This is a genomic window from Thermococcus indicus (assembly GCF_006274605.1).
In the GTDB taxonomy this organism is placed as follows: domain Archaea; phylum Methanobacteriota_B; class Thermococci; order Thermococcales; family Thermococcaceae; genus Thermococcus; species Thermococcus indicus.
Map to the genome: position 1 here is coordinate 281,865 of NZ_CP040846.1, position 14,590 is coordinate 296,454.

Below are 14,590 nucleotides of genomic sequence, written 5' to 3' on the forward strand. Positions count from 1 at the left end.
CGTTCAAGGGTGATTTAAATGGGGAGATACGTGGTGGAGAGGGTGAAGAGCGGCATCCCTGGCTTTGATGACTTAATTCAGGGAGGCTTTCCCAAAGGTACTACCGTTCTGGTCACTGGTCCAACAGGTAGTGGGAAAACGACTTTTGCAGTTCAGTTTGCGTACAAGGGAGCCGAGCTGTATAACGAACCTGCCGTTATCGTTACCCTTGAGGAGAGAGCTCAGGACCTCAGGAAGGAGATGGCCACCTTCGGGTGGGATCTCGAGAGGCTGGAGCGCGAGAAGAAGATTGCCATCGTCGATGGTGTAAGCGCGGTCGTTGGACTTCCATCGGAGGAGCAGTACGTGCTTGAGGGCAACCTTAACACGGAGGACTTCCTTCGCTACATCTACCGTGTCGTCAAGGCAATCAATGCCAAAAGGCTTGTGATCGACTCAATCCCTTCCATCGCCTTCAGACTGCATGACGAGTCCAGGATAAGGGAGGTCCTGCTCCAGCTGAACACTATCCTCCTGGAGATGGGTGTTGCTTCAATACTGACCACCGAGGCTCCCGACCCCGGAAGGGGTAAAATAAGCCGCTACGGTATAGAGGAGTACATTGCAAGGGGTGTTGTCCTTCTCGACTTCGTTGAGAAAGAGGTCGAGCTGAAGCGCTACCTCCTGATAAGGAAGATGCGCGAAACCAAGCACTCGATGAAGAAGTACCCCTTTGAAATAACCGAGGAGGGTATAGTGGTCTACCCAAGCGGTGAGGTGTACTAAACCCCATCTCTCACAGTACTTGAAGTTGGAGTAAGTTTTTTAAGGTCTGGTGGTTACTTTTTATCATGGTTACTGACAAAAGACTTGCGCTTGTATTGCTGGTAGGCTCCGCCGTGGTTTTAACTGCGCTGGCGGCCATGGGTGAAAGCCGGGTCGAGTCCAGCGCGTTCGTTGGCCTCTGCGTATATTCGGAGGAGGGCTTCTCCATCCTGACCAACGGCACGGAGAGCATCGGGGTCTATGCCTCACTCGACGTTGGAATGGTTTACCGGGTTACTGGAGTCCCGCACAACTCAACCTCAGGTCCACGGGTGAGACCCGAGAGCGTGGAACCCACGGAACCGACGTTCCCCCTTGACTCGGTGACCGGGGCTTACTGGCCCTCGCGGGGATACTACCTCCTCACACCCTCAAAGATACGGCTTGCGCTCCCGATAGAAGTGGCCAAGGGCGAAATGGTCATCGCCGAGGGCCTCTGGCACGGCGGGAAGTTCTACCCCATCCGCTACCGGCGGCTTGGTCTCCCCGACGGCCCCGTCGATGGGATGCCCTGGGAAGTGGAGGGAACCGTCCTCTACTCCGGCAGGCGGATGCTCCTCTGGAACGGCAGCGAGGAGATAGCTGTCTACCCTCCCTACGGCCTGGAGCTTGAGCCGGGCCAGAGAGTCCGGGTTCTTGGAATCGTCAGGCTTTACTCCAGGGTCTCCCTCTTCGTTGATTCCCGGGAAGACATCCATGTACTCGGAACCGCGGAGAGGAAACCCATCCAGGGCGCGCGGATAGGTGATACAGCCGTCGGCAACTGCACCGTCCTCGGAACGGGCCGCTCCCTGAAACTCGACTGCGCCGACCTGAGGCTCTACGGTTTCTCCGCCAGGGTTGGGGATTTGCTCCGCGTCGAGGCCTTGAGGAGGCCCTCCTCACTGCTCTGCCTCAACTGCACGGTGATGATGCCTAGGGAACTGCTTCCGAACTCCATCTGTAACTTCTCGGAGGGGAGCTTCGCCAGGATAAGTGGAAACGTCTCGTGGGTTAGGGTTTACAGGAGCGGCTTCGGCCTGGCCAACGTGACGAGCGGTAACTGCTGGGTGCTCCTCAAGCTGAGGAAGTCCCTGGGAATAAGGCTGGATGAAAACGAAACCGTCACCGCCTACGGCTTTTTCGCGACCTATCGGGACATGCCGGCCTTTGAGGTCGAGTCGGGTGATGACGTGTGCTCCGGGAACTGCTGACCGGCATAGCGGGTGGAACGCTCAGCGGCGTTTCGCCGGGAATCCACGTCAATACCCTGGCAGCATTTCTTTCGAGCGCCGGGATTCGCGATAACCTCGTCCTCTTCGCCATGGGCCTTACCCATACTTTCCTCGATGTGATTCCCTCGGCCTTCCTCGGGGTTCCCGACGAGGGGACGGCCCTTGGAATCCTCCCTGCACACAGGCTCGTTCTCAGGGGGCGGGCGATGGAGGTGGTGAGGCTGGCCCTGTGGGCGAGCTTCCTGGCCGTTCTGATGGCGATTCCCGCGATGCCCCTGTACCTCCATCTCGCGCCGCTGTACCGCCCTGCTGTGGGTCGCTTCCTCGTTTTTCTGCTCGCGGTTTTTCTGGTGCTGACGGAGCCCGGGCTGAAGAGGTTTTTCGCCCTCCTCGTGTTCTTTCTCTCAGGGATTCTCGGAATGCTGACCTTCAGACTGGGGCTCTCCCAGCCTTTCTACCACCTCTTCACGGGCCTGTTTGGGGTCCCTGTTATCCTTCTTTCGATCCTGGAAGAGAGGACGCGCCCGATAGATGCCGGGGACGGGGAGATTCTCCTGGATAGGGGCCGCTTTCTGGGCTTCTCGGCCCTGGGAACGGCACTGGGCATGGTGGCTTCGCTGGTTCCGGCCTTCACGGCCTCTCAGGCGGCCCTCCTCGGTTCCTTCCTTTCGAAGGACGAGCGTTCCTTCCTGACCGTCGTGTTCTCCGTGAACACGGCCAACTTTCTCTTCGCCTTCGCCAATTTCCTCTCAACCGGAAGGAGGAGAAACGGTATCGTGGCGCTGATGTTCCCCTTACCTGGGGAGGCCATGGCCTTCTATCTCCTGGTGGCCCTCTTCGTTTCGATGGCGGTTCTCCTCTATGGCGAGCTCCTCGCCGCCCTCATACTCCGTCTGCTCAGGTGGGTTCCATACGGGGCGCTCAACTCCTCTGTCCTCGTGATCCTCGTGGTTCTTTCGTATCTATTTGATGGCGTCACGGGTCTGATTGCTCTCTCAGGGGGCGTGATTATTGGACTGCTGGCGATGGTGCTTGGAGTCAGAAGGACGAACTGCATGGGGGTGCTGATGCTCCCCATAATAATCGGATAAGAAGGGGAAGAGGTTCAGACGGATTTCTCCTTCAGAATCTTCTGGAGCTCAACGTAGTCGGTTACGATTTTCTTGCCGTCGAGGGTGGTGAAGTATGCCTTCTTGACCTTCACCGTCTTCATTTCAGTGTACTTCATCTCGGGCGGATCGTAAGAACCAGGTTCGACGACCTCGTCCTCGATGACGTACGTTTCGAGGTCCGGCTGGCCGACGTATTTCCAGACCTCGTAGAAGACCTCTGGCTCGAGGTGGATTTCGCCGTCAATCTCTATCCAATCCGCCCCGGTTTCCTCAAGAAACTCTTTCACTACCTCGAAGTGCATAGAATCACCAGCATAGTATAGGACGCTAAGGGTTATATACCTATCGCCGAACTTCCACCGGTGGTGAGAGATGGCGAAGGTTATAGTTGACGCTCAGGCTGCGAGAGCGATAGGCAAGGGTGCGATGATAGTTTTCAAGAAGGGGGTCGTGAGAACCGAGGGCGAGATAAGGCCGGGTGACATAGCGGAGGTCTACACGCGCGGGGGTAAGTTCCTGGGCAGGGGATTCATCAACCCGAACTCCAACATCATGGTCAGGCTCATAACCCAGGACGAGCACACGGAGGTTAACAAGGAGCTCTTCCGCGAGAGGATCATGAGGGCTAACGAGTACCGCAAGAAGGTTCTCGGCTACGACAAGGCATACCGCATGGTGTACGGCGAGGCGGACTATCTGCCCGGCCTCATAGTTGACCGCTTCAACGAGATTGCATCCGTCCAGATTTCGAGCATAGGCATGGAGAGGTTTAAGCTCGACGTTGCCGAGGCAATAATGGAGGCCGAACCGGAAATCGAGACGGTCTTTGAGAAAAACACAGGACGCTCAAGGCGCAGGGAGGGCCTGCCGGAGATAGAGAGGGTTCTGCTGGGAAAGGAGAAGTACCGCACCATAATCGAGGAAGGAAAGGCCAAGTTCATCGTGGACATGCGCGGTCAGAAGACCGGCTTCTTCCTCGACCAGAGGGAGAACCGCATCGCTTTGGAGAAGTACGTCAAGCCTGGGATGAGGGTTCTCGACGTCTTCACCTACACCGGTGGCTTCGCAATACACGCGGCTGTTGCTGGAGCTGACGAAGTTGTCGCCGTCGACAAGTCCCCTTGGGCGATAAACATGGTGAAGGAGAACGCCAAGCTCAACGGCGTGGATGACAGGATGAAGTACGTCGTGGGGAGCGCGTTCCAGGTCATGGAGGACATGATAAAGAGGGGCGAGAAGTTCGATGTCGTGATCCTCGACCCGCCCGCCTTTGTCCAGCACGAGAAGGACCTGAAGCGCGGGCTCAGGGCGTACTTCAACGTGAACTACGCGGGCATGCAGCTCGTTAAGGAGGGCGGCGTTCTGGTCACCGCATCCTGCTCCCAGCACGTCGATATGCAGGCCTTCAAGGACATGGTTATTGCGGCCGCCGCAAAGGCCGGCAAGTTCCTCCGGCTCCTTGAGCCCTACAGGACGCAGGCCCCCGACCACCCGATACTGATGGCCTCTAAGGACACCGAGTACCTCAAGGCGCTCTTCCTCTACGTGGAGGACATAAAGTGATGTTCGGGACGATGAGGAGAATGCACCTCCACTGAACCCGGCAGCTGAATGATGAGAAAAAGGGTCCGAGTCCCGACCGAAATCCTTTTTTATTTGGTCGTTTGAACGGCCGAAATCACGGGAGTTCTGGTCGCCATAACGACCGATTATAGCTCAAGCATCAAACTGTGCCTCCACCGCGTTCCGGCCCTGAACTTCACGTCCCTTACTGAGTAGCCTAACTCTTTCCCCTTTTCCTCTATGGCCTCTATCAGCGGCTTCTTGTCCGGAAGGAATAGGGCAGCCTTGCCGCCGGGCTTCAAATAGTCCAGAGCCTCCTCGATAAGCCTCACCGAGAAGGCCTCGCCGTGTTCCCCTCCCCCAACGCCTTCCCTCTCTGTCAAAACGCCCCTCGTCGGCCTCTCGTAGTAGGGCGGGGCGGAAAAGATTACGTCGAACTTTTCCCCTTCCGGGACCACTCCCCTGATTATTCCACCGTCGCTCTTGATCAGCCTGACCTTCGCTCCGTTTCTCCTTATGTTGGCCTTTGCGTAGGCGAAGAACTCCTCGTCGAGCTCCGTGGCGGTAACGTCGCAGTTGAAGAGCTTCTCAGCCATGAGTGCCATCATGGCGGTATGGCCGGTTCCAATTTCCAGAACCCTCTCGCCCCCACGCAGGAAGGTCTTAATGAAGAGGTATCGCGAAACTGGGGTAGTCACGAGCCCGCGCGGGTGGTACTCTATCTCCAACCCAAAGAGGGCCTTCGCTATGGCTTTGTTGTACAGTATCCTCGCTTCCCTGTTCGAGAGGTCAAGCCTTCCGCGCTCGTCGAGGTATTCTTTCAGCTCCGGAAACAGCTTCACGGCCTCTTTTACCGGCAGTCCCAGTTTTCCGTCCTTCCAGGCTGGCATGGAAAAAGTTGGAGATGGGGCTTAAAAGCTCATTCCCTCGGATCCACCAGCCTGCCCATGAAGAGCACCGCTCCGGTTTCCCTATCGATGATCAGGAACAGGAACGGGTGGTCTGCCCTGAAGACTTTGTACTCCGGCTCCTCCCTCGGTGCAGAGGCGGCGAAAACTATAACAGCCGTCGCCGCGGCCGCCTCGGTGCCGTTCTCGGCGACGCTTATGAAGGTCTTGTGTATCACGTCGCTTATAAAGAGCCTCTCGGCATCGGTGATTCCCGAGAAGTTCGCCCCGTCGCTGAAGGCCTTCTCCATGCCCATGTCGATGAGCGGCTTCTTTAACGAGTAGCTTTTCTCAAACCTGAACTTCGGAACCGTCACGTCAACGAACTCCGGCTTCATGCTCCCCCTGAGCTCCCGGATGAACTCCGGCGTGAGCTTCCCCTCGATGCCGGATGGGGAGTTATCCCTGGGCAGTATGATGAGCATGCTCAGCCTTCCCCCTTCGTAGGGCATCTCGAGGGCCTGGAGCTCGTCGTTCTCGGTGTAGTTGAAGGTTGCCCTCTGGTGCATCATGGGGGCGGTTATTTTCTCGCCCGAGGCGAGGGTGAAGCTCTCGTTGGCCGTGTCCCTCGGGTCGAACCTGCTCGACCAGTTTGCCTTAAAGTAGATTGCGTTCGTTATCACGAGCCTCGTGTACTCGTTCAGCGCGCCCCTTGGAATCAGGTCCCTTATCCTGCCCCTCGTCTGTTCCTCGGCCCAGCGGTTTATCTCCTCCGCCGCTCCGTCCGGGTCTTTAACGAAATCAACGCTCCTCACGTCGCCCGTGTAGAACTCCCTGATTATCCAGAGGTACCGCCCGTTCACCGGGTACTCCTTCTGCACCCAGAGCGCGTTGGCGGTGCTGAGGACGTAGGGCCCGTCCGATGGATTCAGGGAGAGCACCAGGTATCTGAAGCCCGTCCACCTAACCTCATCGTTCCCCGGCAGATGCAGGACTTTTTCCATCTCCTCCCTCGTCGTTCCGTTGGCTCCCTCGTAGGCCATCGCCAGGGCAACCTCCACGCTGTAGGGCGAGAAGAATACGTTCCCTCCCTCCGCGCTCAGCTCGCGGTAGAGTTCGAAGGCAAAGGCGTTCAGGCCCTCAACGACCGGCCTTTCCTGCCCCTCCTCCAGAACATCGTACTTGGTCATCGGGGGAGTGAACGTTTTGCTCGAGGAATCCGGAGGAACCGTTGACGTTCCACCGCCTCCATTGGCTATACAGCCGGACGCAACGACAATGAATATAAGAATGGCCGCCAGTACGTACCTCATGCGGTTCACCCTGGGTTATCTTGGGCGGGATGATATAAATGGCTGGCGATGGTTTCAATCGAGTTTGAAACAAAATGGGAAGAAGGGTCAGAGAAGAGCCAGGGCGGCCATGACCTTGGCGTCCTCAACCATGTTCTTTATCCAGGCGTACTCGTTGGGCTGGTGGGCGGTTTCATCGAGCGTCGCCCAGACGACGGCCGGAATTCCAAGCTTCCTGAAGTAGGCCGCGAAGGTTCCGCCTCCTATTCCTCCGACCTTGGCTTCCTTTCCGCGGAGCTTCCTGAGCGCCTCCTGGAGGAGCTTCACTATCTCGCTGTTCGGGTCGGTTGGGGTCGGGGCGTCCATGCGCTGGAGGATCTCGAACTCTATCTCCGGCAGAACTTCGCCGTCGAACTCCTTCCTGTACTTCTCCCTGACCTCCTCGGCCAGCCTCTCGGCGTCGGCAAGGATATCGTCTATGCTGTACCTCGGCAGAATCCTGCAGTCGAAGACGACCTCGTGCTCACCCGGTGCTATGTTCGGGCTGTCGGCCGGGCCGCGAACCATCGTCGGCTCGAAGGTGCTCTCCGGCGGGTCGAACAGCTCGTCCCTCTCGCCGTACTTCTCATGGAGCAGCTTGTCGAGGTGGTAGGCGAAGTCGAGGGCGACGCGGTGGGCGTTCAGGCCTTTGTCGGGCATGCTGGCGTGAACCTGCTTGCCCCTGACCTTGACCCTGAGCCAGAGGATGCTCTTCTCGGCGACTTCGATGAAGGTGCCCTCCTCGTTTCCGCCGTCCGGGACGAGAACCAGGTCGTCCTTCCTGAACAGCTCCGGGTGCTCCCTCATGAGCCACTCGACGCCGTACTTGCTCCCGGTCTCTTCGTCGCTGACGAAAGCCAGGATGACGGTCCGCTTCGGCCTTATCCCGAGGTTCATCATTGCCTTTACCGCGTAGAGGGAAGCCACAAGGCTCTGCCCGTTGTCCTCGCTTCCCCTGCCGTAGACCTTCCCGTCCTTGACGACCGGCTTGAAGGGCTCGGTGACCGTCCACTTGCTCATGTCCCCGGGCGGAACGACGTCTATGTGGGTGAGGATCCATATCCGCGGGCTCTTCTCACCGTTCTGGCCGTAGTAGTAGGCGAGAATGCTCGGTCTGACTCCATTTTTCGCCCTCTCATCTGGTGCGTTGTAGACCTCGACCTTGTCGAAGGGCCAGTCTTTTATTATCTCAAGCAGCTTCTGCGCCTTGTCGTACTCGCCCTCGTAGCCGTAGTCCGGGCTTATGGCGGGTATCTTGATCAGTTCGACGAGGGCCTTCACCATCTCGTCCTGGAGCTTCTCAATCTCCTGCGAGACCTTCTCAAGGGCTTCGCTCATGGTTATCACCACCTCACTCTAATTCATTCGTTCTTTTAAACTCAATCAGATATCTCTTCGCCAGCTCGAAAAGAAACGTCACCAGGCGCTCGTAGAGGGGCTCCGCGTTCTCCCCAAAGCGTGCCTTCAGGGCCTTGCCTATCTCCTTCACCGTTCTCCTGCCGTCACACAGCTCCCACGTGTAGGCCCCCATCTCATCGAGCTCTATCCTCCTGTAGTCCCCGTGGAGCCTCCTGGCCAGAAAGTCCAGCTTTGAGTCCATGGGAATCAGGAGGTAGTACCTCCCTTCGATCTTCCTCAGCTCGATCTTCTCGTTGCGCACTGGAACGAGGTTCATGTACTCTTCCATGCTCATTCCTCCGGCGTTCAAAATTTAAAGGTTGGGAAAGAAAAGGGGAAATCACTTCTTCCTGCCCGTCATGTAGAGCCAGAGCGCTATTCCTGCAAGGAGGATAACTCCCAGGATGTTGCTGCTGAAGCCCGAGCTCGGTGCCACGCCTGCAACGATGAGGGCTGCGAAGAATATGCCCATGAGGGCCTCACCGGCGATGAGTCCCGCGGCGCCGAGGACGCCCGGGTCGGTCGGGTTCTCCCCTTCTTCGTTCCTGGACTTGGTGACGAAGTGCTTGACGAGACCGCCGATGAATATCGGAACGCCGAGGCTGAGCGGCAGGTAGATACCGACCGCGACCGGCATGACTGGGGTCCTGAACTTGGAGCCCTTCATGGCGAGTATCTCGTCGAGGATTATGAGTGCTATGGCTATTCCAGCGCCTATGTATATCATGTTCCACTCGAGGTTGCCGGTGAAGACACCCTCGGTGACCTTGGCCATGAGGAAGGCCTGCGGGGCGGCGAGAGCGTTTTCCTTGGCGGTTGGGGTTCCCGCTATACCGTAGGCCTGGATGAGCAGGTTGAGGACCGGGGCCATGACGAGGGCGGCGAAGAAGGTTCCGACCATCTCGAATACCTGCTGCCTCTTGGGGGTGGCGCCGACCATGTAACCGGTGGCGAGGTCCTGCATGGTGTCACCTGCTATTGCTGCTGCCGTACAGATAACGGCCGCGACGAGTATGGTCGCCGCCATGCCCTCCATCCCGCTGAGGCCGAGGGCCTTGAGGGCGAAGGCGGTGAAGAGCAGGCTCATGATGGTGATTCCCGAGACCGGGTTGTTGGATGAACCGACGACACCCGCGAGGTAGCCGGCTATCGAGCTTCCGAGGAAGCCGACGATGAGGAGTATCACCGCCATTATTGCCGCGATTCCCACCGAGCCGATGATGTGGAAGTAGAGCAGGAACAGCGGGACGACGAAGGCCGCTATGAGCACCAGCACGTAGTTGAGCGGGAGGTCCTCCTCGGTCCTGAGGATTGCCTCGCCGGACTGCTTCCTCTTGGCGACTTCAAGGCCGGCCTTGATGCCCCTCCTTATCGGGTTCCTGAGCTTGATGAGGCTCCAGAGACCACCGACGACCATCGCGCCGACACCCATGTAGCGGATCTTGGTGCTCCATATGGTCCACGCGAGGTCGAGCGGGCTGAGGTCGGTGTGACCCATCTGGCCGGCATAGATTGGGATGGCTATGAACCAGGCTATGGCGCCTCCGAGGAAGACAAGGAAGGCTATGTTGAGGCCGACGATGTAGCCGACAGCGATGAGCGCCGCGGAGAGGTCGCTTCCAAGGTAGTAGACGCGGGAGCCGACCATCTTGGCGGCCTCAACGGTTCCCGACCAGAGGCCCGAGCTTCCGAAGAGCTTGAAGAGGCCTCCGAAGATTCCACCGTAGAGTATCGGTTTGGCGTGGCTTCCTCCCCTCTCGCCGGCTATGAGGACCTCGGCGCAGGCCATACCCTCGGGGTACGGGAGCTTCTCCTCGACTATGAACGCCCTCCTGAGAACGATGGTGAAGAGCGCACCGAGGGAACCACCGAGCGCCGCTATGATTGTCACTATGTAGTACGGGAAGGTCGTGTAGTAGCCGAGGACTACGAGCGCCGGGAAGGTGAAGATTACTCCCGCCGCTAGCGACTCACCGGCTGAAGCAGCGGTCTGAACCATGTTGTTCTCCAGGATGTTCCTGTCCTTGAAGGCGAAGAGTATCGCCATCGATATGACTGCCGCTGGAATGCTGGCACTGACGGTCATACCTGCGTACATCCCGAGGTATGCGTTTGCTGCACCCATCACTATCGATAAAATAACACCCAGAACAAAGGCCTTAACCGTGTACTCCGGCAGAGACTTTTCGGGCGGTATGTACGGTTTAAACTCCATGGCTGCACCCCCATGGGTTGAGCATAATTAACTGATTACTATCAAATTAAAAACATTTTGCCGAGTCCTTGTTTTTAAAATTCTAAAGTCGAACCTTTACATTTTTATATTGCCTAAGGTTATATGGACTTCCTGTATGTTCCCATCTGATGGACATTGTGTTCCAGTCGAGTTGTGTGGATCTGCAATCATACACATGTGGCCAGAAAGTGCATGGCATTGTAGGGCAATGCCTTATATACTCTTGGAGTGATACTCCTACGTCTGCAAAAGAAAGCGGGGGTGGCGGTTTGATAGAGATTACCTTCCTTGGCAGCGGTGGTGGAAGGTTCATCACCATAACGCAGTTCCGCTCCACCGGTGGGTTCCATATTCGTGCCAGCAAGAACATCTACGTTGACCCGGGGCCGGGTGCACTGGTTCGCTCCTGGAGATACAAGCTCGACCCGAGGAGGCTGGACGCAATATTCGTCTCCCACAGGCACGTCGACCACTGCAACGATACGGAGGTCATGATAGAGGCCATGACAGGCGGGGCTTTGAAAAAGAGGGGTATGCTCATAGCATCGAAGAGCGTCGTGTACGGCGATGAGACACACACTCCTGCGGTCAGCAAGTACCACATGGACGTCCTTGAGAGCATCCACATACCCGAACCGGGAAGCAAGATAGCCATCGGTGATGAAGAGCTGATAATAACCCCCACCGTACACTCAGACCCCACGACGATAGGATTCCGCATGAAGACCCGCTACGGTGACATATCCTACATCCCGGACACGGCTTACTTCGATGAGCTCGTAGAGTGGCATGATGGTTCGAAGCTTCTGATAGCCGCCGTGACGAGGCCTAGGGATATGGGGATACCCTATCACCTGAGCACCGATGACATCGTCATGATGCTCAAGAAAATGAACGAGAAGCCAGAAGTTCTTGTGATGAGCCACATAGGGATGAAGATGCACTTCGCGAACCCCTACAAGGAGGCCAAGTACATAGAAACCGTCACCGGCGTTAAGACGTACGTCGCTAAGGAGGGCTTCAGGGTCATGGTGGAAAAGAACGAAATCTCGGTGAGAACTCTCAGACCCGCGAGGTTCGTTTAGCCCCTCTTATTTTTCATGGCTTCTTCAACGGCCTTTCTGACGGTTCCGTAGGCCAGTTTGAAGAGCTCATCGCGCCTCCTCTCGCTGGGGGCCTCGACAACGACGCGAATCTTCGGCTCCGTTCCGCTCGGCCTCACAAGGACCCACGAGCCGTCCTTCAGCTGGAGGCGGTAGCCGGAGATCGTCAGGATTTCCTTAACATCAGCCCCCAGCTTCTCTTCGAGTACTCTGTATGCCCTCTCCATCGCTTCTCTCTTGTGTTCGTCCGGGCACTTCACGTTCTTCTTGGTGAGGTAGTAGGTCGGTATCTCCTCCCTGATTATCTGGGAGAGCGGCTTTCCGCGCTCGTCCATGAGCTTTATGAGAAGCCCCATGGTCACGAAGCTGTCTATCCACGGCCCGAACCTCGGGTGGACTAGCTTCCACGGTTCAGCCGCGAAGATTGCCCCGTACCTCTTTATCCCGTCGTGCGGCTGGCCGAGGGGAATCCTCACCACCCTACCGCCGGCGTTCTCAACGACGTGGTCTATCCTTGAGCCGGTGTCGATGGAAACGACGACCGTTCCCCCGCCGTGTTCCTCCACGTAGAGCTTCGCGAAGAGCGCTATAACAGTGTCCTCGTTGATGTAATTCCCCCTCTCGTCGAACACCGCTATCCTGTCGGCGTCGCCGTCCTGGGCGATGACGAGGTCAACTCCAAGCTCCCTCGCCAGCTCCCCTAGGTAGGCTATGTTCTCGTACCTCGGTTCCGGCTTCCTTCCAGGGAAGTGGCCGTCAACGTGGGCGTTCACGCTCATCACTTTCGCCCCCATCTCGCGGAGCAGATAGGGGGCCAGAACGCTTCCCGCGCCGTTGGCGCCGTCGTAGAGAACTTTGAGATTGGTCTCATGATTAACGAAGTCGAGAACGGCTCCAATGTAGTCATCGATGACATCGATGGCTTTTACGGTCTTTATTTCACTCCAGGCGGCCTTTCTGAAGTTTCCGGAGAAAACGAGTTCCTCAAGCTCCTCCTCCTGCTCGACGTAGAACTCCGTTCCATCGCCGTTGAAGACCTTTATTCCGTTGTCCGTCGGTGGGTTGTGGCTCGCCGTTATCATGACTCCCCCGTCGCCGTACTCCTGGGTTCCCCACGCTAAAGCGGGCGTTGGTATCAAACCGAAATCAAGAACCTCGGTTCCCATTGAGAGGAGTCCCGAGATGAGGGCGCTCTGGAGCATTACGCTCGACGTCCTGCCGTCCCTCGCAACCGCCACAGTTTTTCCGTTGATGTACGTGCCAACTGCCTTTCCGAGGTTCATCGCGAGTTCTGGGGTGACCTTCTCCCACAGGGTGCCTCTAATTCCAGCGGTACCGAAGAGCTTCATAACACCACCATGACTACTTGGGAGGCGGTTTAAATACCTTTGGCGGAGTATATCGCCAGCCCCCTGAAGTTGGTGAGCCTCATCGTCCTCGGCATGGTGTCCCCTGTGAGCGGGAGGATGTAAACGGGGACGTGGAGTTTCCGCCCGAGCCCCAGGATCGGCCGCACTATCTCCGGGGTCGGCCTCACGGAGTAAAGCGCCGCGACCCCCTCGTAGAGCTCCACCTTCGGGCTGAAGAGGTCGTCCCTGACGGCGTTCAGGCCGAGCTCCACCGCCCTCTCGACGGACGCCGGGTTCCAGTCAACGGCCAGAACGTCGTAGCCCAGTTCCTTGAGTCTGAGCGCCACTTTGAACTGGAAGCCTATTCCAAGCTCGGCTATCCTGCCCTTCGGCACCTCCCTGGCCAGAAAATCGGCGAAGTCCTCTATGCCCATGGGAGAAAATGGGAGAAGGGGATTTAAAAAGCTTCAGAATACCGCCTTTCCGCTTCCCTTCTCGAAGACGTGGACCTTGCGCATGTCGAAGACCACGTCAACCTCCTGGCCCTCCACGACCTTGGATTCCGAGCGGAAGGCGCCGAGAAAGTTTATGTCACCGATCCTCAGGTGGACTATCTTTTCGTTTCCTAGGTTCTCTATGATCTCCACCATGGCCCGCGCCATGTTCTCGCCCGGTATCTTTACCTGGGCGAACATCGCGTCGTAGAGGTCCTCGGGACGGATTCCAAAGGTAACCTCCTTTCCAAGGAGCCCCCTGTCCCTCAGAACCTCCACCTGGTCGGGGAGGAGCTTCAGCCTGAACTCGCCGAAGTCGGCGAAGCCGTCCTCCGTTACGGTGGCCTCGATGAAGTTCATCGGCGGGGCCCCGATGAAGCCCGCGACGAAGGTGTTGGCGGGTCTGTTGTAGACCTCGTCGGGAGTTCCGACCTGCTGGAGCACCCCCTGGTTGATGACCGCTATCCTGTCGCCCATCGTCATTGCCTCCACCTGGTCGTGGGTGACGTAGATGGTGGTGACCCCGAGCTGCTTCTGGAGCCTCTTCAGCTCGGCACGCATCTTGACACGGAGCTTGGCGTCGAGGTTGCTCAGCGGCTCGTCCATCAGGAAGACGTGCGGTTTTCTCACGATGGCCCTTCCGAGCGCAACACGCTGCCTCTGGCCGCCGGAAAGCTCCCTCGGCTTCCTCCTGAGGAGTTCGGTCAATCCGAGCATCTCCGCGACTTCCCTGACGCGCTGGTCGATTTCCTGCTTCGGAACCTTCCTGAGCTTGAGCGGAAAGGCTATGTTGTCATAGACAGTCATGTGGGGGTATAAGGCATAGCTCTGGAAGACCATCGCGATGTCCCTGTCCTTCGGGGGACGAAGGTTCCCTTCTCCGGGTCCGCGACCAGCCTGTCCCCTATGTATATCTGCCCTCTCGTCGGCTCCTCCAGTCCCGCTATCATCCTCAGCGTCGTCGTCTTTCCGCAGCCGCTCGGGCCGAGGAGTATCATGAACTCGCCATCCTTAATGTGTAGGTTCATCTCCCTCACTGCCGTGAAGTCCCCAAACTGCTTCCAGACGTTGATGAGCTTGACTTCGGCCATTCTATCAC

Annotated in this window: 13 protein-coding genes and 1 pseudogene; 5 read left to right on the forward strand and 9 right to left on the reverse strand. The window is 57.6% G+C overall.

What is annotated here, in order from left to right; translation table 11 throughout:
- Nucleotides 1-18 precede the first annotated feature (18 nt).
- The 3 genes from FH039_RS01485 to FH039_RS01495 all read left to right on the forward strand — a co-directional run bounded on the left by FH039_RS01485 (nt 19) and on the right by FH039_RS01495 (nt 3,109).
- Nucleotides 19-765 carry an ATPase domain-containing protein gene (locus FH039_RS01485; RefSeq protein ID WP_139679939.1) on the forward strand — a complete coding sequence of 249 codons (747 nt, stop codon included), beginning with the start codon at nt 19-21 and terminating at the stop codon, nt 763-765.
- Nucleotides 766-830: 65 nt separating this feature from the next.
- Nucleotides 831-1,997: a hypothetical protein gene (locus tag FH039_RS01490; protein WP_139679940.1), complete on the forward strand. Its 1,167-nt coding sequence runs from the start codon at nt 831-833 to the stop codon at nt 1,995-1,997.
- Nucleotides 1,979-3,109 carry a tripartite tricarboxylate transporter permease gene (locus FH039_RS01495; protein ID WP_139679941.1) on the forward strand — a complete coding sequence of 377 codons (1,131 nt, stop codon included), beginning with the start codon at nt 1,979-1,981 and terminating at the stop codon, nt 3,107-3,109. Before FH039_RS01490 ends, FH039_RS01495 begins: the two co-directional genes overlap by 19 nt.
- Nucleotides 3,110-3,123: 14 nt before the next feature.
- Here the strand turns inward: FH039_RS01495 and FH039_RS01500 are convergent, their stop codons facing one another.
- A complete protein-coding gene (locus tag FH039_RS01500; protein ID WP_139679942.1) occupies nt 3,124-3,432 on the reverse strand; it encodes a DUF5748 family protein in 309 nt (102 codons plus the stop codon).
- A gap of 70 nt (nt 3,433-3,502) precedes the next feature.
- On the opposite strand from FH039_RS01500, the gene FH039_RS01505 reads away from it, so the two are divergent.
- Nucleotides 3,503-4,693, forward strand: a complete 1,191-nt coding sequence (locus FH039_RS01505; RefSeq protein ID WP_139679943.1) for a class I SAM-dependent rRNA methyltransferase — start codon at nt 3,503-3,505, stop codon at nt 4,691-4,693.
- A gap of 146 nt (nt 4,694-4,839) precedes the next feature.
- Here FH039_RS01505 and FH039_RS01510 read toward each other — a convergent pair whose 3' ends face one another.
- The 5 genes from FH039_RS01510 to FH039_RS01530 all read right to left on the reverse strand — a co-directional run bounded on the left by FH039_RS01510 (nt 4,840) and on the right by FH039_RS01530 (nt 10,524).
- Nucleotides 4,840-5,583 (reverse strand): methyltransferase domain-containing protein, encoded by a 744-nt coding sequence (locus FH039_RS01510; protein ID WP_139679944.1) that lies wholly within the window; start codon nt 5,581-5,583, stop codon nt 4,840-4,842.
- 29 nt (nt 5,584-5,612) lie between these two features.
- Nucleotides 5,613-6,893: a serpin family protein gene (locus tag FH039_RS01515; protein ID WP_139679945.1), complete on the reverse strand. Its 1,281-nt coding sequence runs from the start codon at nt 6,891-6,893 to the stop codon at nt 5,613-5,615.
- Between the two features lie 87 nt (nt 6,894-6,980).
- Nucleotides 6,981-8,249, reverse strand: coding sequence for a M20 family metallo-hydrolase (locus tag FH039_RS01520; protein ID WP_139681548.1), 1,269 nt, complete (start codon nt 8,247-8,249; stop codon nt 6,981-6,983).
- A 13-nt stretch (nt 8,250-8,262) separates the two neighbouring features.
- A complete protein-coding gene (locus FH039_RS01525; protein ID WP_139679946.1) occupies nt 8,263-8,598 on the reverse strand; it encodes a PqqD family protein in 336 nt (111 codons plus the stop codon).
- A gap of 51 nt (nt 8,599-8,649) precedes the next feature.
- A complete protein-coding gene (locus tag FH039_RS01530) occupies nt 8,650-10,524 on the reverse strand; it encodes an OPT family oligopeptide transporter (protein WP_139679947.1) in 1,875 nt (624 codons plus the stop codon).
- 290 nt (nt 10,525-10,814) lie between these two features.
- Between FH039_RS01530 and FH039_RS01535 the strand changes: the two genes are divergently transcribed.
- Nucleotides 10,815-11,630 carry an MBL fold metallo-hydrolase gene (locus FH039_RS01535; RefSeq protein ID WP_139679948.1) on the forward strand — a complete coding sequence of 272 codons (816 nt, stop codon included), beginning with the start codon at nt 10,815-10,817 and terminating at the stop codon, nt 11,628-11,630.
- On the opposite strand, the gene glmM is transcribed toward FH039_RS01535, so the two are convergent.
- From glmM to FH039_RS01550, 3 genes and pseudogenes are all read right to left on the reverse strand, one after another.
- Nucleotides 11,627-12,997 (reverse strand): phosphoglucosamine mutase, encoded by a 1,371-nt coding sequence (glmM, locus tag FH039_RS01540; RefSeq protein ID WP_139679949.1) that lies wholly within the window; start codon nt 12,995-12,997, stop codon nt 11,627-11,629. The genes FH039_RS01535 and glmM overlap by 4 nt on opposite strands.
- Before the next feature lie 29 nt (nt 12,998-13,026).
- Nucleotides 13,027-13,431, reverse strand: a complete 405-nt coding sequence (locus tag FH039_RS01545) for a UPF0146 family protein (RefSeq protein ID WP_139679950.1) — start codon at nt 13,429-13,431, stop codon at nt 13,027-13,029.
- 33 nt (nt 13,432-13,464) lie between these two features.
- Nucleotides 13,465-14,582: pseudogene (locus FH039_RS01550) on the reverse strand (ABC transporter ATP-binding protein).
- Between the last annotated feature and the right edge of the window lie 8 nt (nt 14,583-14,590).

Coding starts and splice junctions, on each gene's coding strand:
- FH039_RS01515 (WP_139679945.1), bottom strand. CDS start 6,893: ATGAGGTACGTACTGGCGGCCATTCTTATATTCATTGTCGTTGCGTCC.
- glmM (WP_139679949.1), bottom strand. CDS start 12,997: ATGAAGCTCTTCGGTACCGCTGGAATTAGAGGCACCCTGTGGGAGAAG.
- FH039_RS01510 (WP_139679944.1), bottom strand. CDS start 5,583: ATGCCAGCCTGGAAGGACGGAAAACTGGGACTGCCGGTAAAAGAGGCC.
- FH039_RS01505 (WP_139679943.1), top strand. CDS start 3,503: ATGGCGAAGGTTATAGTTGACGCTCAGGCTGCGAGAGCGATAGGCAAG.
- FH039_RS01485 (WP_139679939.1), top strand. CDS start 19: ATGGGGAGATACGTGGTGGAGAGGGTGAAGAGCGGCATCCCTGGCTTT.
- FH039_RS01520 (WP_139681548.1), bottom strand. CDS start 8,249: ATGAGCGAAGCCCTTGAGAAGGTCTCGCAGGAGATTGAGAAGCTCCAG.
- FH039_RS01490 (WP_139679940.1), top strand. CDS start 831: ATGGTTACTGACAAAAGACTTGCGCTTGTATTGCTGGTAGGCTCCGCC.
- FH039_RS01525 (WP_139679946.1), bottom strand. CDS start 8,598: ATGGAAGAGTACATGAACCTCGTTCCAGTGCGCAACGAGAAGATCGAG.
- FH039_RS01545 (WP_139679950.1), bottom strand. CDS start 13,431: ATGGGCATAGAGGACTTCGCCGATTTTCTGGCCAGGGAGGTGCCGAAG.
- FH039_RS01530 (WP_139679947.1), bottom strand. CDS start 10,524: ATGGAGTTTAAACCGTACATACCGCCCGAAAAGTCTCTGCCGGAGTAC.
- FH039_RS01500 (WP_139679942.1), bottom strand. CDS start 3,432: ATGCACTTCGAGGTAGTGAAAGAGTTTCTTGAGGAAACCGGGGCGGAT.